The sequence below is a fragment of the Sphingobacterium sp. R2 genome, assembly GCF_040760075.1.
Classification (GTDB): Bacteria; Bacteroidota; Bacteroidia; order Sphingobacteriales; family Sphingobacteriaceae; genus Sphingobacterium.
In genome coordinates this window covers 3259141-3277540 of sequence record NZ_CP142884.1, presented here as the reverse complement: position 1 = coordinate 3277540, position 18400 = coordinate 3259141, and the positions used below count along the sequence as shown (strand labels likewise).

General features: G+C 41.0%; 12 protein-coding genes. 3 read left to right on the top strand and 9 right to left on the bottom strand.

Features of this window, described 5'->3' with window-relative positions:
• Positions 1 to 254: 254 nt before the first annotated feature.
• From VXM68_RS13495 to VXM68_RS13465, 7 genes are all read right to left on the bottom strand, one after another.
• Complete coding sequence (locus VXM68_RS13495) at positions 255 to 1037, bottom strand: zinc-dependent peptidase (RefSeq protein WP_367208987.1); 783 nt, start codon at positions 1035 to 1037, stop codon at positions 255 to 257.
• Position 1038: 1 nt separating this feature from the next.
• A complete protein-coding gene (locus tag VXM68_RS13490; protein ID WP_367208986.1) occupies positions 1039 to 1800 on the bottom strand; it encodes a hypothetical protein in 762 nt (253 codons plus the stop codon).
• Between the two features lie 156 nt (positions 1801 to 1956).
• Entirely contained in the window at positions 1957 to 3240 is a 1284-nt protein-coding gene (locus VXM68_RS13485) for a glucose-1-phosphate adenylyltransferase (protein WP_367208985.1), read from the bottom strand.
• 6 nt (positions 3241 to 3246) lie between these two features.
• The gene (locus tag VXM68_RS13480) at positions 3247 to 4659 is read right to left on the bottom strand and encodes a glycogen synthase (RefSeq protein ID WP_367208984.1); all 1413 of its coding nucleotides are present in this window, start codon (positions 4657 to 4659) and stop codon (positions 3247 to 3249) included.
• 174 nt (positions 4660 to 4833) lie between these two features.
• Positions 4834 to 6768 (bottom strand): 1,4-alpha-glucan branching protein GlgB, encoded by a 1935-nt coding sequence (gene glgB, locus VXM68_RS13475; RefSeq protein ID WP_293955203.1) that lies wholly within the window; start codon positions 6766 to 6768, stop codon positions 4834 to 4836.
• 2 nt (positions 6769 to 6770) lie between these two features.
• A complete protein-coding gene (locus VXM68_RS13470; protein ID WP_367211301.1) occupies positions 6771 to 9161 on the bottom strand; it encodes a glycoside hydrolase family 31 protein in 2391 nt (796 codons plus the stop codon).
• Positions 9162 to 9378: 217 nt separating this feature from the next.
• Positions 9379 to 9852, bottom strand: coding sequence for a DNA starvation/stationary phase protection protein (locus VXM68_RS13465; protein WP_293955207.1), 474 nt, complete (start codon positions 9850 to 9852; stop codon positions 9379 to 9381).
• Positions 9853 to 10055: 203 nt separating this feature from the next.
• Here VXM68_RS13465 and VXM68_RS13460 point away from each other — a divergent pair, with 203 nt between their 5' ends.
• Complete coding sequence (locus VXM68_RS13460) at positions 10056 to 11735, top strand: pseudouridine synthase (RefSeq protein WP_367208983.1); 1680 nt, start codon at positions 10056 to 10058, stop codon at positions 11733 to 11735.
• A 301-nt stretch (positions 11736 to 12036) separates the two neighbouring features.
• Complete coding sequence (locus tag VXM68_RS13455) at positions 12037 to 14634, top strand: DUF5686 family protein (protein WP_293955211.1); 2598 nt, start codon at positions 12037 to 12039, stop codon at positions 14632 to 14634.
• A gap of 291 nt (positions 14635 to 14925) precedes the next feature.
• Here the strand turns inward: VXM68_RS13455 and VXM68_RS13450 are convergent, their stop codons facing one another.
• Both VXM68_RS13450 and VXM68_RS13445 read right to left on the bottom strand, forming a co-directional pair.
• Complete coding sequence (locus VXM68_RS13450; protein WP_312330632.1) at positions 14926 to 16605, bottom strand: cytochrome c biogenesis protein CcdA; 1680 nt, start codon at positions 16603 to 16605, stop codon at positions 14926 to 14928.
• A 101-nt stretch (positions 16606 to 16706) separates the two neighbouring features.
• On the bottom strand, positions 16707 to 17774 hold the full coding sequence (locus VXM68_RS13445; RefSeq protein WP_367208982.1) for a PLP-dependent cysteine synthase family protein: 1068 nt from the start codon (positions 17772 to 17774) through the stop codon (positions 16707 to 16709).
• 157 nt (positions 17775 to 17931) lie between these two features.
• Between VXM68_RS13445 and VXM68_RS13440 the strand changes: the two genes are divergently transcribed.
• Positions 17932 to 18393 (top strand): Lrp/AsnC family transcriptional regulator, encoded by a 462-nt coding sequence (locus VXM68_RS13440; protein WP_209576076.1) that lies wholly within the window; start codon positions 17932 to 17934, stop codon positions 18391 to 18393.
• The last annotated feature ends 7 nt before the right edge of the window (positions 18394 to 18400 follow it).

The window sequence follows — 18400 nt, the reverse complement described above, 5'->3', positions numbered from 1 at the left end:
ACATGTTAACAACAATATTATAGGGGTAATGGTTTTTCAATTTCAATGGGCAAAACCATATTGGCTATTTGCTGCTTAGTCTGATTTATTGGGACAGTTCATTCGCAAAATTCTTTGCGTCATTGAGATCGTTATTCCAGTCTGCATAGCGTTTCGCTAAGGTATCTCCTGCTGGGCCATCCCCTGATTATTACGACAATGGAAGATGCAAACCAGGATAATTGTAGAACAGAAAAAATTTCAATTATCAATAATTAGCTTTGTTCAAAAATTTCAGAAAGCGCCTTATAAAGTTCCGGATGATGTTGTTTAAATTTGTCTGGATTCTCAAAGAAATATTCCGATGCAACAGCAAAAAACTCTGCCGGATTCGTCATTCCATACACATCAATATCGGATTTATTGGCTTTTATATTGTCAATTTCTTTTCGTATTAAGTTCATAAAAGGTATTACCGAAGCTTTATCCATTAATTGCGTCGGAATGCCATCTACTGTGCCATCGGTTTTATCGAGGAGATGAACAAATTCATGAATGGCGGTATTCTCTCCGTCATTTGGATTTCTAAATCCATATTCCAAAGCCGACTTGGACAAAATCATCTGTCCGTTCATGGCGCCTTCTCCGACCATACCCATAATATGGCGATCCGCATGTCCTTCAAATTCATAAGCTGTATTGAACTGCGAAGGATAAACCATAATATTCGTTATGTTTGGATAGGTCCATTTTTTAAAGGAAAATATAGGTATAATCGCACTTGCAGCAATCATCATATAATCTTTCAGCTCAATCTCTACCCCCACACCTTCCACTTTGACCGTATCCAAAAAATCTAGACAGCGCGATTCAAATTCCGCTCGGTCAGCAGTGGACAATTTGCGGTAGTAGGCAACTTCCCTCTCGAGAATTTCCTTACCTTCGTCACTTAATACACGTGTGATGGCTTTGCTATTTTTGGCTGTACGATTTAGCAGATAATATACGACATAAATCGTCACCGGTATAAGCAATACGATAAACAGTTTTTCTAACATATTATTTGACCTGTATCCATTTGGGATCCCGAGCTTGCAAATTACGCAAAAAGCCTTTAAAATGCGATGTTCCAAATAGGATTAAAATCTTCTGTTGTGGAGCATCAGCCACTAAAGACGCTAGATTCTCTTCCCTTTTTTTCATGATAAATTCTTTATCAAATTTGTTTTTTAATGCTGCCTTCATGGACTTACAGGAATAAGGCTCATTCAGTGGCGTTTTAAAATCACATGCATCCAGATTGATGGTACCATACAAGTATTCAAACTCGTCAAGTAATTTATTTTTTGGAATATCGGCATTCACGGCTGTCTTATAATCTACGCGGAAAAACGAATAATCGGGCTGACTAATAATTCGCTGCCCGAGTTTACGGTACATGGGCGCCCGGAGTACTCTTGACGTATCTCCAGATGTTTCAATGCATTGCTGCAATCCAAGCCGATTGCCTGTCAACTTTCTGAACTTACGGTCATAAAGATCGCGTTGCGCAGCGCTATCTACCTGATAGGCTATACTTTCGTAAAAAACGACATATCCTGATTTTTGAAGAGAATCGACGGTATTTTGGATATGATCATAGTATACCCGTGTGCCCAAATGCCGCATTGGAATATAAATCACCGTCCTGTTGCTATTCCGAAGCTCAAATTTACGCGCTGCATCGCGCAATACGCCAGTCCCCTGCACCATCAAAGACGTATCGCAGTTGACCAGGGTAAACAACACAAAAAAAAGGGAGATAATCTGTCTAAATTGCATACTATTTTATGATAATATATGATCCATAGCAAAGACAGTACCACGCCACAAATTTTCTTCACGAGGCAAATTGTGTCCGGGCGATTGCTTTTAAGAGACAGCTATAAATATAACATAAAGTGATACGACTAAATTACCTCCCTTGTACACTAAAATTTAGCTGGACATCAATCCTATCGTCGTACCATTTGGAATAACCGCATTCTTTTTAACGACCACGATCCCATCACAAATGGTATAAGTTGCGTGGTTAGCATTTAAAAGATGCGGGCCGCCATTAATACGCACATCATTTCCAATACGGCAGTTTTTATCCAGAATCGCATTTTCGATATAACACCGCTCACCGACACCTACTACGGGAACATTTTTCCGCTTGGCCTCCTCCATATCAACAAGATCCTCATAATAATCCGATCCCATCATATAGGTGCCTCGCACCACAGATCCTGTCCCGATACGCGAACGAACTCCAACAACCGAGCGGTCAATCTTATCAGCCTGAATAATACATCCGTCTGAAATAACCGAATTGATTAATGTTGTTCCCGATATTTTTGACGGTGGCAACATTCTCGGACGTGTGAAAACCGTATTTTTGTCAAATAAATTAAAGGCTGGGATATTATCGGTCAGACCAATATTCGCTTCATAGAAAGACCCTATTGTTCCAATATCAGTCCAATAGCCCTCAAATTGGTAACTGAGCACCCTGTGTGTCTCGATCGCATCCGGAATAATTTCTTTACCAAAATCCATCCCTTCATTTTCCTCGAGCATACGCTTGAGCACGCTCTTTGAAAAAACATAGATCCCCATGGACGCCAGGTACTCTCTCCCTTCACGCTTTAAATGATCACTAACTTCGGAATTCCAATCCACCAATTGCTCCGTCTTCGGCTTTTCGATAAAAGACGTAATGTAATTTTTTTCATCTGATTTCAGGATGCCAAATCCCGTCGCGTCTTTTCCATTTACAGGAATAGTTGCAATCGTCAGATCACCCTCATTTTCAACGTGGAAGTCTACCAGGGCATCAAAATCCATTTGGTACAACTGATCGCCGGATAAGATCAATATATAATCATAATCAATGCTCGCCAACTTGCGGAATGAGCGACGTACCGCATCGGCTGTCCCTTCAAACCATTTGTCACCATCATTGGTCTGCTCTGCAGCCAAAATATCGACAAACCCCTTACTAAAAATACTAAAGTTATAGGTGTTCTTAATATGCGAGTTGAGCGATGAAGAATTGAACTGGGTCAATACAAAAATCTTATTGAAACCCGAATTAAGACAATTCGAGATGGGAATGTCCACCAAACGATATTTCCCTGCAATGGGAACTGCTGGTTTAGACCGCTGATCGGTCAATGGATACAGACGTGAGCCCCTTCCCCCGCCCAAGACGATAGCTACTACATTGTGACGTGACATATCAAATTACATTATTTGGTTATATAGACTTATATATTTTGCAGCAGATTTATCCCAAGAAAAATCCAAGCGCATCATTTTACGTTGATTCAATTCAAACTGCTTTTTGTTCGCGTAAAAAGTGGTAGCACGAATAATAGCTTCCGTAATTACAGGTATTGTCAGACCTTCAAAACCAACACCATAACCATCATTATCAAGATCAATTACAGTATCTCGTAGTCCGCCCACGCGATGTACCACAGGCAATGTGCCATATTTCATAGCATAGAGCTGGTTAAGCCCGCAAGGTTCCACCCGGGAAGGCATTAAAAGAAAGTCCGCACTCGCGTACAGCCAATGTGCAAGGTTTTCATCATAACCAAAGAACACGTCCAGATTTTCCACGCCAGCATCAACGAGCGATTTCACACGCGACTGGATCGCAGGATCTCCGGCACCTAGTATAAATATACCTAATCTACCTGGATATTCCGCTGTTAATTGCAAAATTATATCCGGTAGTAAATCAGCACCCTTTTCAGTGGCAAAGCGACCGATAAAAACCAGCAATGGTAACTTAGGATCGATCTTATATTGCGTTGCCAAGGCCTCTTTATTTTTCAATTTACCCGCAAAAGCTTGTTTAGGATCGTAATTCGCGATTAGCGTATAGTCTGTCACAGGATCCCATATCTCCCAGTCGATGCCATTGACAATTCCGACCGATTTATCCCGCTCATCATAAAATAACTGTTGCAAACCATTAGCTTCTAGATAAAGCTCTTCCAGATACCCTTCAGACACTGTCGTATACGCATCGCAACATTTGATCAGGGCAGCAAGTGGATTAATTAAACCATCCCAATCTAACAGGCCCCATTTCCAGCTATCATAAGTAGGTAATAGCACTGCCTTGCTCCACGGAGTCCAACCTTGGTACTGCCCATTATGTACAGTAGCCACTGTTTTTACATCGGCGAGATCAAGGTAGTCATGGCTATATTTCATCAAAAAAGGTATTAAGCCGACATGATGATCGTGACAATGCACAATATCAGGCCGTATAGCTTTTGCCTTAAACCAGCTTAATACAGCATGCTGAAAAGCCATAAATTGCTCACCCTCATCCGCATAGCAATACACTTCCTGACGATCGAGTTTGCCTGGAATCTTGATTAAATAGAGCTCAAAACCAAGTACATCTTCTGCCTCCTTGTAAACAGTAAAATTCAACATTTCGGATCCTTGGTCGAAAAAACCCTCGTGAACAACCGTAAAAGCGTGGTCCCGAACAAACGGGCGGTCATACCAAGGCATAACAACTGCTGCTTCCCAACCAAGTTTGGCCTGATACTTGGGCAATGCTCCTACGACATCCGCAAGCCCGCCAACTTTGGCCACGGGATAACATTCTACACTTAAGTGAAAAACTTTCATTAAAATAAGTCTATATTTTATTTTTGCTAAAGGCAAAAAGCTGCCTTCCTATTAGCTGTAACAACGCATTATAATGAACCTGAAAATCGATCCCAAGTTCTCATCTAAATCTACACTTATTCCTTTACATAATTATCTTTGCGCGCTGTACTCAACAGCGCTAGCAGCCCTTTACTACGCTGAGTTTACCCGCTTTAGTTCTTTCTTCCTTCGAAAAACATAACCACCTAATGGAGGCAAATGAACTTGAGCAGATTGTATGTGATTCATCCAGTGCAGGTGTTCGGTATGAATATTTTGCTGATGAATTCCTGAACCGAAATAGGTCAAGTCGTCAGAGTTGAAAACCACTTCCCATTCCCCAGCATAAGGTAGACCGATGCGAAAATGTTCGCGAACAACGGGCGTAAGGTTCAAAACAACGACGGTATCATCCCATGCATCAAATCCCTTGCGCCAATAGACCACAGCTGAATTTTCACGGTCGCCTGCATCTATCCAATCGAAGCCTGATGCTTCAAAAGCTTTTTGATAAAGACTTGGTTGAGTTTGATAGAAAGAGTTCAGCGCCGAAACAAATTGTTTCATGCCCTGATGCGGAGCGTACTCCAAAAGATGCCAATCGAGCGATTTATTAACGTTCCACTCTGCCGTCTGTCCAAATTCGCCACCCATAAACAATAACTTTGTTCCTGAAAAAGTATACATGAAGAGATATAATGTGCGGAGATTGGCAAATTTCTGCCATTCATCGCCGGGCATTTTATAAATCAGCGAATGCTTACCATACACCACCTCATCATGCGATAACGGAAGCATAAAATTTTCGTGAAAAGCATAGTTAGTTGCGAAAGTCAGGCGGTCATGATGGTATTGACGATTAATCGGATCTTCTTTAAAATAATCCAACGTATCGTGCATCCAACCCATCATCCATTTCATACCAAAACCTAGGCCATCCGCGTAAGTAGGCTTGCTCACCCCTGGCCAAGAAGTAGATTCTTCGGCGATTGTCTGCACATGTGGAAAATGACTATAAACCGCCTCATTTAGCTCTTTTAAAAACTGTACAGCTTCTAAATTTTCATTGCCACCATATTCATTGGGAATCCATTCTCCCGCATTTCGGCTATAATCCAGATACAACATAGACGCAACGGCATCTACCCGAAGACCATCAATATGAAAACGATCCAGCCAGTAAAATGCGTTACTGATCAAAAAAGACCTTACCTCATTGCGGCCATAATTGAAAATATAGGATTTCCAGTCAGGATGAAAGCCTTTCCGTGGATCTTCGTGTTCATATAAACTACTGCCATCAAACCGATAAAGACCGTGAGCATCGCCCGGAAAATGAGAAGGTACCCAATCCAACAACACCCCTATACCTGCTGCATGAAGCTCTTCAATCAAATACATCAAGTCTTGCGCCGAGCCATAACGCGAGCTTGCAGCGAAATATCCTGTGATCTGATATCCCCAGGAAGGATAATAGGGATGTTCCATCAATGGCATAAATTCCACGTGTGTAAAATTCATCTCCTTGACATAAGAAACAAGCTGCACAGCTATTTCCCTGTAATTTAGCAAAGTCTCAGGACTTTCCGGATCGCGAACCCATGAACCTAAATGCACTTCGTACACCGACCATGGTTGATCCAATCTATTTTTTATCACGCGCTCCTGCATCCATTGCTTGTCTTGCCACTCGTACCAAGTCGAATGTACCAGCGAGGCAGTTCTGGGTGCAACTTCCCATCTAAATGCAAATGGATCGCCTTTTTCGAGCTGTTCGCCCGAATAGGTCTGAATAACGTACTTATATGCCGCACCATTTGCTAGGCCAGGAATAAATCCCTCCCAGATTCCGCTGCCATCCCAGCGCACATAAAGCGCATCACGCTCTTTATTCCAAGAATTAAAGTCGCCAGAGACAGCAACAGACTTTGCATTTGGAGCCCAAACTGCAAAATAAACGCCCTTTTCACCGTTCACTTCCAGTTCATGTGAACCGAACTTTTCGTATAATTTAAAGTGCTTACCCGACTGGAATAAGGCGATATCAAATTCAGAAAATAGACTATGCGGAATTACTTCATTGGCCATCTTTAACCTTCTATCAATATATTATCAAATTCACGTGCGACATTAATCCAATATCGCCCCTTTTCATCTTGTTGTACTTTTGTTTCTATTCCATCCATCTTAACTTTCTTAATACGGAATGGCAAGCCAATTAATTGTAATTTATATTCTTCGTACCGCTCGGTAAACAAACCATCTCTACTTTGCTTGATCGATAAAGAATCGTTGAGCCCAGATACTGTGAAGCATTTTTCGAGATAAATATCCTGCTCATAGGCAAACGTGTCACCGTGGTCCGAATACACATACGAACGCGTTACACCTTCAGCGTAGTAAACTTTCAGCTGTAGTTCTTCAATTTTCTTTTCACCAGTATATTGCATCACTGGATATTCCGGAATCACAGATCCCCCACGAATGAAGATCGGCATTTCGTCGATCGGCGTAGCGACTGTATGTTCTTTACCCCCTGCATAAATTTCGTTGTTGAAATAATAATACCAGCAACCTTCCTGCAGATAAACAATTTTGCTCTTTTGTCCCGGTTGCAAGACCGGGGAGACCAATATCTTATCTCCAAAACAGAATTCTTCTTCACGCTCCCAGTTCGTTGGTATATGTTGTTCAACCATAGAAATTGGACGCAGTATCGGATAACCATATTTGGTTTGCTCCCAAAAACAGGTATAGATATACGGCAACAGCTGGTAACGAAGCTCGATAAACTTCCGGTTAATCTGCTCCCATTCCTCCCCAAAACTCCACGGCTCGCGATTCCGCGTATCGCCGGCGGAATGTACACGCATAAACGGTGAGAAAACACCAAATTGCATCCATCGCGTAAACAATTCTCCGTCTGGTTCGCCTGTGAATCCACCAATATCCGTCCCACAAAAGGACATTCCAGAAGTTGACAATCGCTGCAACTGTAGCGTCCCTAATTTGAGGTGTTCCCAACTAGCCAGGTTATCACCTGTCCAAACCGAGGAATAGCGTTGCGTTCCGGCATAAGCTGCCCGGGTAATGGTAAATGGGCGCTTATTTTTATACAACTTCTTTAAACCATCATACGTTGCGCGCACCATCTGCATACCATAAATATTATGTGCTTTACGATGCGACCCCCGATGTCCGTCGTATTGATGGCGTACATCATCTGGGAATGTCCCCCGACCAAAAACAGCCGGCTCATTCATATCGTTCCAGAAGCCCGCGACACCATCTTCCACGAGCCCCTGATACAAAGTACCCCACCATTGCCGAACTTCCGGATTGGTAAAATCAGGAAATTGACAGCGTCCCGGCCAAACAAATCCTTCCATAAAATAATCATCTCCTCGGCGACAGAAATACCGGTTCTCCTTTCCTTCTCTGAAAACCCAATAGTTCTCATCCACCTTAATTCCTGGATCGATCATCACTACGGTTTTAAAGCCATCATTTGCCAAATCACTAATCATACTTTTTGGATTTGGAAAATACTGCTTATTCCATGTAAAACAGCGATACCCTTCCATATAGTCGATATCAAGATAAATGGCATCACATGGAATCTGCCGCTTTCTAAATTCCTTAGCAACCTTACGTACATTGGCTTCCGGGTAATAACTCCAGCGACACTGATGATAACCGATTGCCCATAATGGTGGCAGATAATGTGTGCCAGTCAATGTATGATAACGACGGATAACATCGATAATACGCGGACCGTGGATATAATAGTACTGAAGCTCTCCACCTTCCGACCAAAAGCTCGTTTTCCCCGGGTCTTCGGCAGCGAAATCAAAATATGTTTTAAACGTATTGTCAAAAAATATTCCGTAAGCTTCCCCATCTTTTAAACCAATATAAAACGGAATAGTTTTATAAAGTGGGTCCTGATTGTAAGCAAAAGCATAAGTATCTGAATTCCAGTTTTTAAGTCTTTTGCCCCGCAGATTCAATTTGGTGGCCTTATCACCCAGACCATAAAAAGCTTCATTTGCAAAGGCTACTTTAGTACTATACACATAATACCCGCCAAAATCTGGATTTTCCTCCCAATGCATTGGTGCCAAATCGGCATTAAACAGTTTCTCGGAACGATCTGAAAAAGAAATTAAAAAGTCATTTTTATTGATCTTACAGGAAATGGTATTCGTGTGTACTAGATAATGGTCTATCTCTTCCTTACATTGATGTACGCTTACACGGTGGTCTTTCTTGGCTAATGCATAAGAAAAATCTTCCAAAAATGTTCCCTCGGGTGCGAGCCTTACCCGCACGATCTCGTCGGTTACAATCTTAATTTCTACCTTCGCTTTGCTGTCGGAGAAATAATAAGATTTATCATTCTGACTATGGTCAACTATAGCCTCTAGGTATTTTTTCTCAATTTTAGGTAGATCCAATACTGGATTATTTACATGATGCATACTCTCCAAAGTACCATCATTTTCCTCCTCATTTAGTGTGGTTTGATTTAGGTTGTCGTCTTCAAGCATAGTTGTAATATGTTAAAAAGTTTCTGAAGGCTTAATTCCTCTTTAAGATAGAAAATTAATCCTATGTCGACAACAAAACACAAGAAAAATCCCGCTAATTTCTTGTAAGCAGGATTTTTTATACGAATTGTAGTTAAGTGACTACAACCTATTTTACAACATGTGCACGCAGCATCCAAGCCATTTTTTCATGCTTTTCCAGTAAACCAACCAAAAAATCCTCCGTACCATTGTCTGCGGTCTGTTCAACTGCCGCAAGATCGGCACGAATCGACATCGCAATCGCTTCATGATCAGCTAACAATTCCTTGTAATAAGAAAGGCTATCTGTCTTTTCGGAAGTAGACTCCGTTAAACGGGTCAACTTTAAATATTTGTCAAAGGTTCCAACGGCATAATGCCCCAGTGTACGCACACGCTCTGCAACCTCATCGATTACTTCCGCAAGCTCATCGTATTGCGATTCCAAAAATAGGTGAGCAGCATGAAAATCCGCGCCCTCCACATTCCAATGCGCATTACGTGTCTTCATATAGACAACATGTTCATCTGCTAAAAGTACATTTAGCAACTTGGCGACTTTTTTCAAGTCGGCATCTTTAATTCCAATTGAAGTTTTCATTCTGTATATTCTTTTGTTAACTATATGTTTTAATTGCTTGATTAAATTTACCGAAAAATGCGATAAAAACAAAAAATACAGAAGCCAGATTCGAACAAATCATCGTGCCTCCTATCGACATAAAAAAACGATCAAGCGTTTATTTAAGACATAATGTTGTATTTTTGCCGAAATATTTATTTTGAGGAAAAGCCCCAGACCAAATGGAAAAAAATACTTATTTTCACACATTCAAACAGGATATTTCAACAATAGAACTTCCGGCACGATTTACCTTTCCGTTTTGTTATGAGCCACACCCTCTTGCCGAGATGGCGGCACAGGAACTTCAACATTACATTGAAAAGCAGAACGAATGGACGCACAATTTTGGATTGGATAGCACTGGAGAAGGACTACCCATTGGAAAAATGTTTGGCGTTTTGGTTGTTAAAGCCCAAGATGAACAACTTGGATATCTCGCCGCTGTTTCCGGTAAGTTGGCTGGAAGCAATAAAAACCAGCATTTTGTACCACCAATTTTCGATATGCTAGAAGATAACAGCTTTTTTCTAAACGAAGAAGTACATCTCAATGCACTGAACCGAAAAATTGAAAACCTCGAAACAAGTGCCGAGCTGGAAGATGCCAAGCGTAAACTTGACCTGTTAAAAAGTGAATGGGGGAAGTCACTTAATGCGCTTAAATCGAAATTAAGAGTGCAAAAGAAGAACCGAAAAGAAACACGCACCCTATTAAAACCTAGTTTATCGGATGCAGATTATGCATTACTCATGGAAGATATGCAGCGCCAGAGTTTAAAAGACAAACAACAGCTTCAGCGCTTTCAGTATGAAATGCATATCGCCATGAAACAAGAGAGCGATCACCTGCAAGAACTGCTATCGACAATTGTCTCCCTTAAAGAAGAGCGAAAAATACGCTCGGGCAACCTCCAAAAACAACTTTTTGAACAATACAATTTTCTTAATGCAAAAGGGCAACGCAAAAATGTCGTGGATGTGTTCCAAGAATTTGACAACACAACGCCCCCAGCTGGGTCAGGGGAATGTGCCGCACCTAAGCTTTTGCAATATGCCTATGAAAACAAGATGACACCGGTCGCATTAGCCGAATTTTGGTGGGGCTGTTCCCCTGCCTCCGAAATACGCAGACACAAAAACTACTACCCTGCCTGCCGCAAAAAATGTGAACCAATTTTAGGATATATGCTCGAAGGCATGGTCGTAGACCCTAATCCCATGCAGCAGGAAACTACCTTGGCGATAGAACTTCCTCAAATTTACGAAGATGAAGATATCATCATTATCAATAAACCAGCTGAATTTCTGTCTGTACCTGGCATATATGTTAAGGATTCAGTCTACAATCGCGTTCTCCAACGCTATCCTGAAGCAGGTCCGATTATTATCCACCGCTTGGATATGTCCACATCCGGCTTGCTGATAGTTGCCAAAAACAAAGCTTCCCATAAATTCATTCAAGATCAATTTATACAGCACACCATCAAGAAAACATATATCGCTCTGCTCGATGGCACTATTGAAGCGAATTCGGGCTTAATCGATCTACCACTGCGCGTTGACTTAGCAGATAGGCCCCGACAAATGGTCTGCTATACCTACGGCAAACCGGCACAGACAAAATGGGAAAAAATGGCCGTCGAAAATAATAAGACAAGAGTTAGATTCTATCCGCTGACAGGCCGAACCCACCAACTTCGCATGCATGCTGTGCACCCAAAGGGATTAAACACGCCTATCGTCGGAGACGATCTGTATGGCAGAAAAGCCAATAGACTACATTTGCACGCCGCTTCTATTACTTTTATTCACCCCAGTTCAAAGCAGGAAATGACCTTCGAAATTGACCCTGATTTTTAACAGGACTGACTATATCGTTACAAAAGTCAATAAATAAGACGGCAGAAAATCATCGCCAAGTCAAAATCCAGTATTAAAATTAGTGCCTTAAATCAATAATTTTATATAAACGACTAGTAAACAATATTTTACACCAAAAAAGTACGCAACTAGTTACTGCTATTATATTACAATAAAATTTTAATTATTCTTAATTTTTTATTTCCTTTGTTCACTGATTTTTTGATTTTAATACCTATAAAGTCAAAAATAAAGTTGGAACAAGAAAACAATTTTGAATTTTCAAGATTATAGCAATATAATGAGAGCTAACATAGACGCAAAGACCTTCATAACTAAACTCTTTTTTTCGATAACACTCGTGCTAACGGTATCTTTGGCCCTTGCCCAAAATAAAACTGTTACCGGTATCGTTAAAGATGCAAAGACCAAGAGTCCTATACCTTACGCGACCGTCGCTGTAGTAGGTGCTCCAGCTTCTGCCGGAACCACGACATCGACCAACGCCAATGGTGAATTTAAACTTGTCTTTCCAATATCTTATGTAAAAATTAGAGCAAGCTATATTGGGTACGATAGCAAAGACGCTTTTGTAACGAATGATGCAACGCAAACAAAAGAGATTTTAATGGATCAGCAGGACAATATGCTGGAAGAAGTTGTTGTCAAGGCCAAAAAGAAAAAATATAGCAACAAAGATAATCCTGCCGTTGCACTGATCCGAAAAGTCATTGAGAATAAGGAAAAAAATAGACTTGCAGGGCAGCAATATGCGCAATATGACCAGTATGAAAAAATGTCCTTAGGATTAAGTAATCTTTCGGAAAAATTTGTCAATAAAAAGATCTTCAAAAACTATCAATTTCTCTTTGAAACAGACGATTCGGCTAAAACGGCCAACAAATATGTCTTGCCAGCTTTCATCGAGGAAAAGATCTCAAAGGTCTATTATCGTAAAGATCCAAGCAAAACTAAACAGTATATTCTAGGGGATCAGCGCGCACAATTTGATCCTAAATTTATTGATAACGATGGTTTGTCAGCTTACTTCAATAAACTTTATGAACAAGTCGATATTTATGATAACAACATCTCCTTAGTTACTAATCAGTTTTTGAGTCCAATTGCCAATTCAGCCCCCACTTTTTATAAGTTTTTCATTACGGATACCATAAAGACTGTACAACCCTGGGTAGTCGAATTAAGCTTTTTTCCACGCAACAAAGCAGATATGTTGTTCAAAGGCCAACTCTATGTGACATTGGATGGCAATTATGCTGTTCAGGGCGCCAACATGACGGTTGCTGATGATATCAACTTAAATTTCGTGCGTGATCTTCAGATACAACTTAAATTTGAGAAAGATAGCAAAAGCCGCTTCTACTTAAAAACGAGTACACTGGGTATCGATTTTTCGTTAACGGAGAAGGGTATGGGAATCCGCGGCAGCCGGACAGTGGATTACAACAATTATAAAGTAGGCATACAACAACCTGACAGTATCTATGATGGTCCGTCAACGGTAATCGCCTATAATGTTGAAAACAAGAAAGCAACAAAGACTTTATTTGAAACACAGCGCCCACTTGCCCTGGCGCAAAACGAATTGAATATCTATCATAACATTGATACCTTACAAAAGATTCCTTCATTCCGTACATTCATGGACATCGCCGCGCTGGTACTTTCCGGTTACAAACAGGCGGGCCCGGTTGAAATCGGCCCTGTGAATACGTTCTATAGTTTCAATCCCGTAGAAGGTTTCCGTTTGCGTATCGGTGGCCGTACCACAGAATCGCTAAGCAAGCGTTTCTATGCGGAAACTTATGCTGCTTATGGGTTTAAAGACCAGAAATGGAAATATTTTTTCAGTGGAACCTATGCGTTCAATAACAAATCTGTCTACTCTTTTCCTATGCACTACATCAGGGCATCTTATAAAAAAGACACCAAAATCCCTGGGCAAAAGCTCGAGTTTATTCAAGAAGACAACTTTTTGCTCTCTTTCAAACGCGGGGATAATGATCGATATATCTATGAGACAAATTATGGTTTAGAGTACAAAAAAGAATTTTTAAATCACGTGGCAGTTGGAGCGGCTTTCAATATTAACAGACAAACGCCAGCCGGAAGCTTAACCTACCAAATGATTGATGCCAATAACGAGAGCAGATTATTTAACGAATTGAATTCAACAGAATTGTCCGTTAATTTCAGATATGCCCCTCACGAAGAGTTTTATCAAGGAAAGATTTATAGAACACCTATTTTCAATCAATACCCGATCTTTACATTCAACTATACCGCGGGAATTAAAGGCCTGGCTAAAGGTGAGTATAATTACCACAACTTCAATGTAAGCGCATTCAAGCGCTTCTATTTTAGTCAGTTTGGATTTGCAGACGTCACAGCTGAGGGGAATTATATCGCAGGAAAAGAAATTCCATTCCCTTTCTTAACAATTCACCGCGCCAACCAGACTTATGCCTATCAATTGAATTCGTATAACCTGATGAACTTCCTTGAGTTTGTCAGTGACCATAACGCATCATTAAATGTACAGTACTACATGAATGGTTTTCTTTTGAATAAGATTCCGTTGATCAAAAGACTTAAATTACGCGAGGTATTCAGTTTCAAGGGGGTATATGGCGGATTGCGCAAAGAAAACAATCCTGACGACCCTAATTATGGTTCAAAAGTATTTACCTGGCAGCACAATTCGGATGGTGTACAAAGCTCTTACACCTTCGGATCACAACCTTATATGGAAGCCAGTATCGGTCTTTCCAACATTTTCAAAATATTGCGCGTAGACTACGTAAAACGGCTTAATTATCTTGATCACGTCGATGCACCTGCTTGGGGAATCCGTGCTCGTGTCAGATTTGACTTCTAATAGTTTACATAATCTATCGTACACAAAGAAGCCTTATCCATTTGCATGGACAAGGCTTCTTTTTTTGACCAAAGATTACATCACCTAAACCTAGCAGAACCGCCCCATTTCTCTATAAACGACGGGGTGAAGATTGGTACCCGCTCGGTAACGTATTCCAATACCGCATACCTATTCTACTGTTCACATTCCGAAATAGCCCCTAACCAGCCACTTTTTAATCAACACTAACAATAAAAAATCCCCCTTGTCTGTGACAACAAGGAGGATAAAATTAGAATATGACGAGGGTTAGTTTTTTTGTTTAAAGGCATCTAAGCCACCTTGAAGGAAAGCTTTATACTCCTCTACATCATAGTTGGCTCCACTTTGAGGCACCAGCTTTTTGCCCGTTGGATCGACAATTACATACAGCGGTTGCGAATTGCTATCGAATGTAGCTGCTTGAAAATCGCTGTTCTTCTTACCAATGGTATTAATTTTTTTACCACTGTATTTCGAAACAAATTGTTCGTTTGTAGCCAATGCTGTTTTATCGTCAACGAAAAGTTCGGCCATAACAAACTCTTCCTTCAACAATTTGGCCACCGCTTTGTCCGTCCAAACATTCGCTTCCATTTTACGACAATTGACACAGTTCCAACCCGTAAAATCAATTAATACCGGCTTATTTAATTCTTTAGCCGTCGCTAATGCCTGTTCATAATCATAATACGGATCAAAGCCCTTCGGGGTCCCCCGCTCATGAAAGATTTCAGCGTATTTTTTAATTTTCCCGTCCGAATGCGCAGCCGTCGTGCTTACACCAGAAGACAAATCAAAGTCTTGTGTCGCCGATGGTGGTAAAAAAGCAGAAATCGATTTTAAAGGCGCACCCCACAAACCTGGCACCATATACACCACAAAAGAAAATACAACAATAGCCAAAATAGTCCGCGGAACTGATAGGAATTTCAGATCACTGTCGTGGGAGAATTTGATCTTACCAATTAAATATAAGCCCATCAGCGCAAAGATAGCAATCCAGAGCGACAGAAACACCTCTCTATCCAACCAATTCCAGTGGTAAGCTAAATCGACATTGGATAAAAATTTTAACGCTAAAGCGAGTTCCAAAAACCCCAGCACCACTTTTACACTGTTCAACCAACCACCCGATTTCGGTAAGGATTTAAGCATAGAAGGAAACATGGCGAACAAACCAAACGGAATCGCCAAGGCAATAGAGAATCCCAGCATACCAATCGCTGGTCCTAGCCTTTCGCCCTTCGAGGCGGCCTCCACCAGCAGGGTGCCTATAATCGGTCCTGTACAGGAAAATGAGACCAGAGACAAGCTGAAAGCCATAAAGAATAAGCCCACTAAACCACCTTTGTCTGATTTTGCATCCATTTTATTGACAAACGAACTTGGTAATGTAATTTCAAATGCGCCAAAAAAAGAAGCCGCAAACCCTACCAATAGTACAAAGAAGATGAAATTGAAGATACCGTCGGTCGAAAGCGCATTGAGGGCATCTGAGCCAAATGAGATCGTGATGAGCATCCCCAAAGCCACATAGATCACTATAATAAACAAACCGTATAATAGGGCTTTACTGATCCCATTTGCACGACTTCCCGACTGTTTGGTAAAATAACTCACTGTCAAAGGCAGCATAGGAAAAATACACGGCATCAATAACGCCGCAAAACCGCCTACTAGTCCCGCTATGAAAATACTCCACAACGACTTTTTGCCTTCGGCAGCGGGCTTGGCCGCTGCTGCATCCTCCATTGTGGTCGGCTTATTTGCATCTGCCTGGACTGAAGCAGTATCCGGGGATTCTTCAAAAGATAATGAGTCGGGACTTATGCTGCCGTCCGTAAATTCGATTCCTTCCATCGAATTTGTTGTGTCAGACTGTGCAAACATACCAAGCGGCACAATCAGGAACAACAAGAGGATAAATAGTTTGAAATTGACTTTCATGTTGTATTATTCTTAGGTATTAAATTGGTTTTTCAGCAATGAAACCCGAGGAGCTAGAGACTCCCCGAGTTAACTATAAACATATGAAACTAAATCTTTTTTTAAGCACCAAATACTGGATTTGGCAATCTGCAGATTGGTTGAAAACCTGAAAAATCTATATCCGTAGAAAGGTATCCATCTTTTACAGGTTCCTCTTTCACTAAATCAGTACTGAGATATTTTTTATTGTCATCACATAGCAGGGTCACGACAACTGCTTCATCGCCCAGCTCACGCTGTAATTTAATCGCTCCGATCACATTTGCACCTGAGGAGATTCCAACAGCCAGTCCCAATTGGCGCGATAACTTCTGCGCCATGATAATGGCATCGCCATCGTTGGCACAAACAACAGCATCAAGTTCATTTAGATCCACAATCGCTGGGATAAACTCATCCGAAATTCCCTGGATACGGTGCGATCCAACCTTATGCCCTGTGGTTAATGTCGGACTTTCTGCGGGCTCCAATGGATGAACGCGGACATTTGGATTGACCTTTCTTAAGCTACGGCCTACCCCCATAACCGTACCACCCGTTCCTACACCAGCAACGAAAGCATCCGCCACCAAGCCTTGCTCTTCCAGCTGCTTCACAATCTCGTAACCTGTGGTTTTCTCATGCGCCTCAGCATTATATTGATTTTCGAATTGTCTTGGCAGAAAAACTCCACCTTTTGAAGCAAGCTCCTCACTTAAACGGATACTACCTAAAAAGCCTCCTTCTTCTTTGCTTATCAATTGAATATCGGAACCCATACTGCGGATAATATCAGTACGCTCCTTACTCAGCCAGTTTGGCATAATAATCTTTACTTGATGACCAAGCGCCTTACCGATTGCTGAAAACGCAATCCCGGTGTTCCCACTTGTCGCTTCAATCACCACATCACTGGGGCGGATTTGACAATTCATATACGCTTTATACAAAATATACAGCGCCATCCTATCCTTTATGCTGCCCGTTAGATTGTAGTTTTCACATTTTACGAAAATTCGCCCTGGTTTACCGCCATAAGTATACTGCAATTCCAACATAGGCGTATTACCTACCAATCTCCACAGATGTTTGAATCTCCTGTCCAACGTAGGCGACAAACACGCGCTTAATAATTCTTGTTCAGCCATTTTTAATAAATGATTATTGTGTTGCAAAATTGACTATTGACAAGATAATATTCAATATATAACTTTAATTTCGATAAAAATTAAGTAAAACTACATTAAGAACAGTAAATAATACAGAACAATAGTGTATTTTTACAGCAGTACCGAAAATATTCAGATTATGGAATTAGATGAAATCGATGTAAAATTATTACGTCTTCTACAACAGGATGCATCACTGAGCAACAAAGCGCTATCTTTTGAACTCAATAAATCTATCGCAGCCGTTCACGAACGCGTTCGAAAACTTAAGCGTTTAGGCTATATTAAAAAAACGGTCGCTATTTTAGACCGTCATAAGATTGGTATTGGGCTGATTTCATTTTCTCAGGTCTTTCTTAAAGCACATACATTTGAAGTGTTGAATGAATTCGAAAAAGAAGTAGCTAAATTTCCCGAGGTGATGGAATGCTACCAAATGGCGGGTTCTTACGACTTTATGTTGCGTATCGCCACCAAAGATATGGATGCCTACCATATTTTTTTGCGACATCGTCTGGCGGTATTACCTCAAGTGAACACCGTACAGACCTACTTTGTATTATCGGAAACTAAAAGCGAGACCGCTTATCCTCTTTAATCCTTGT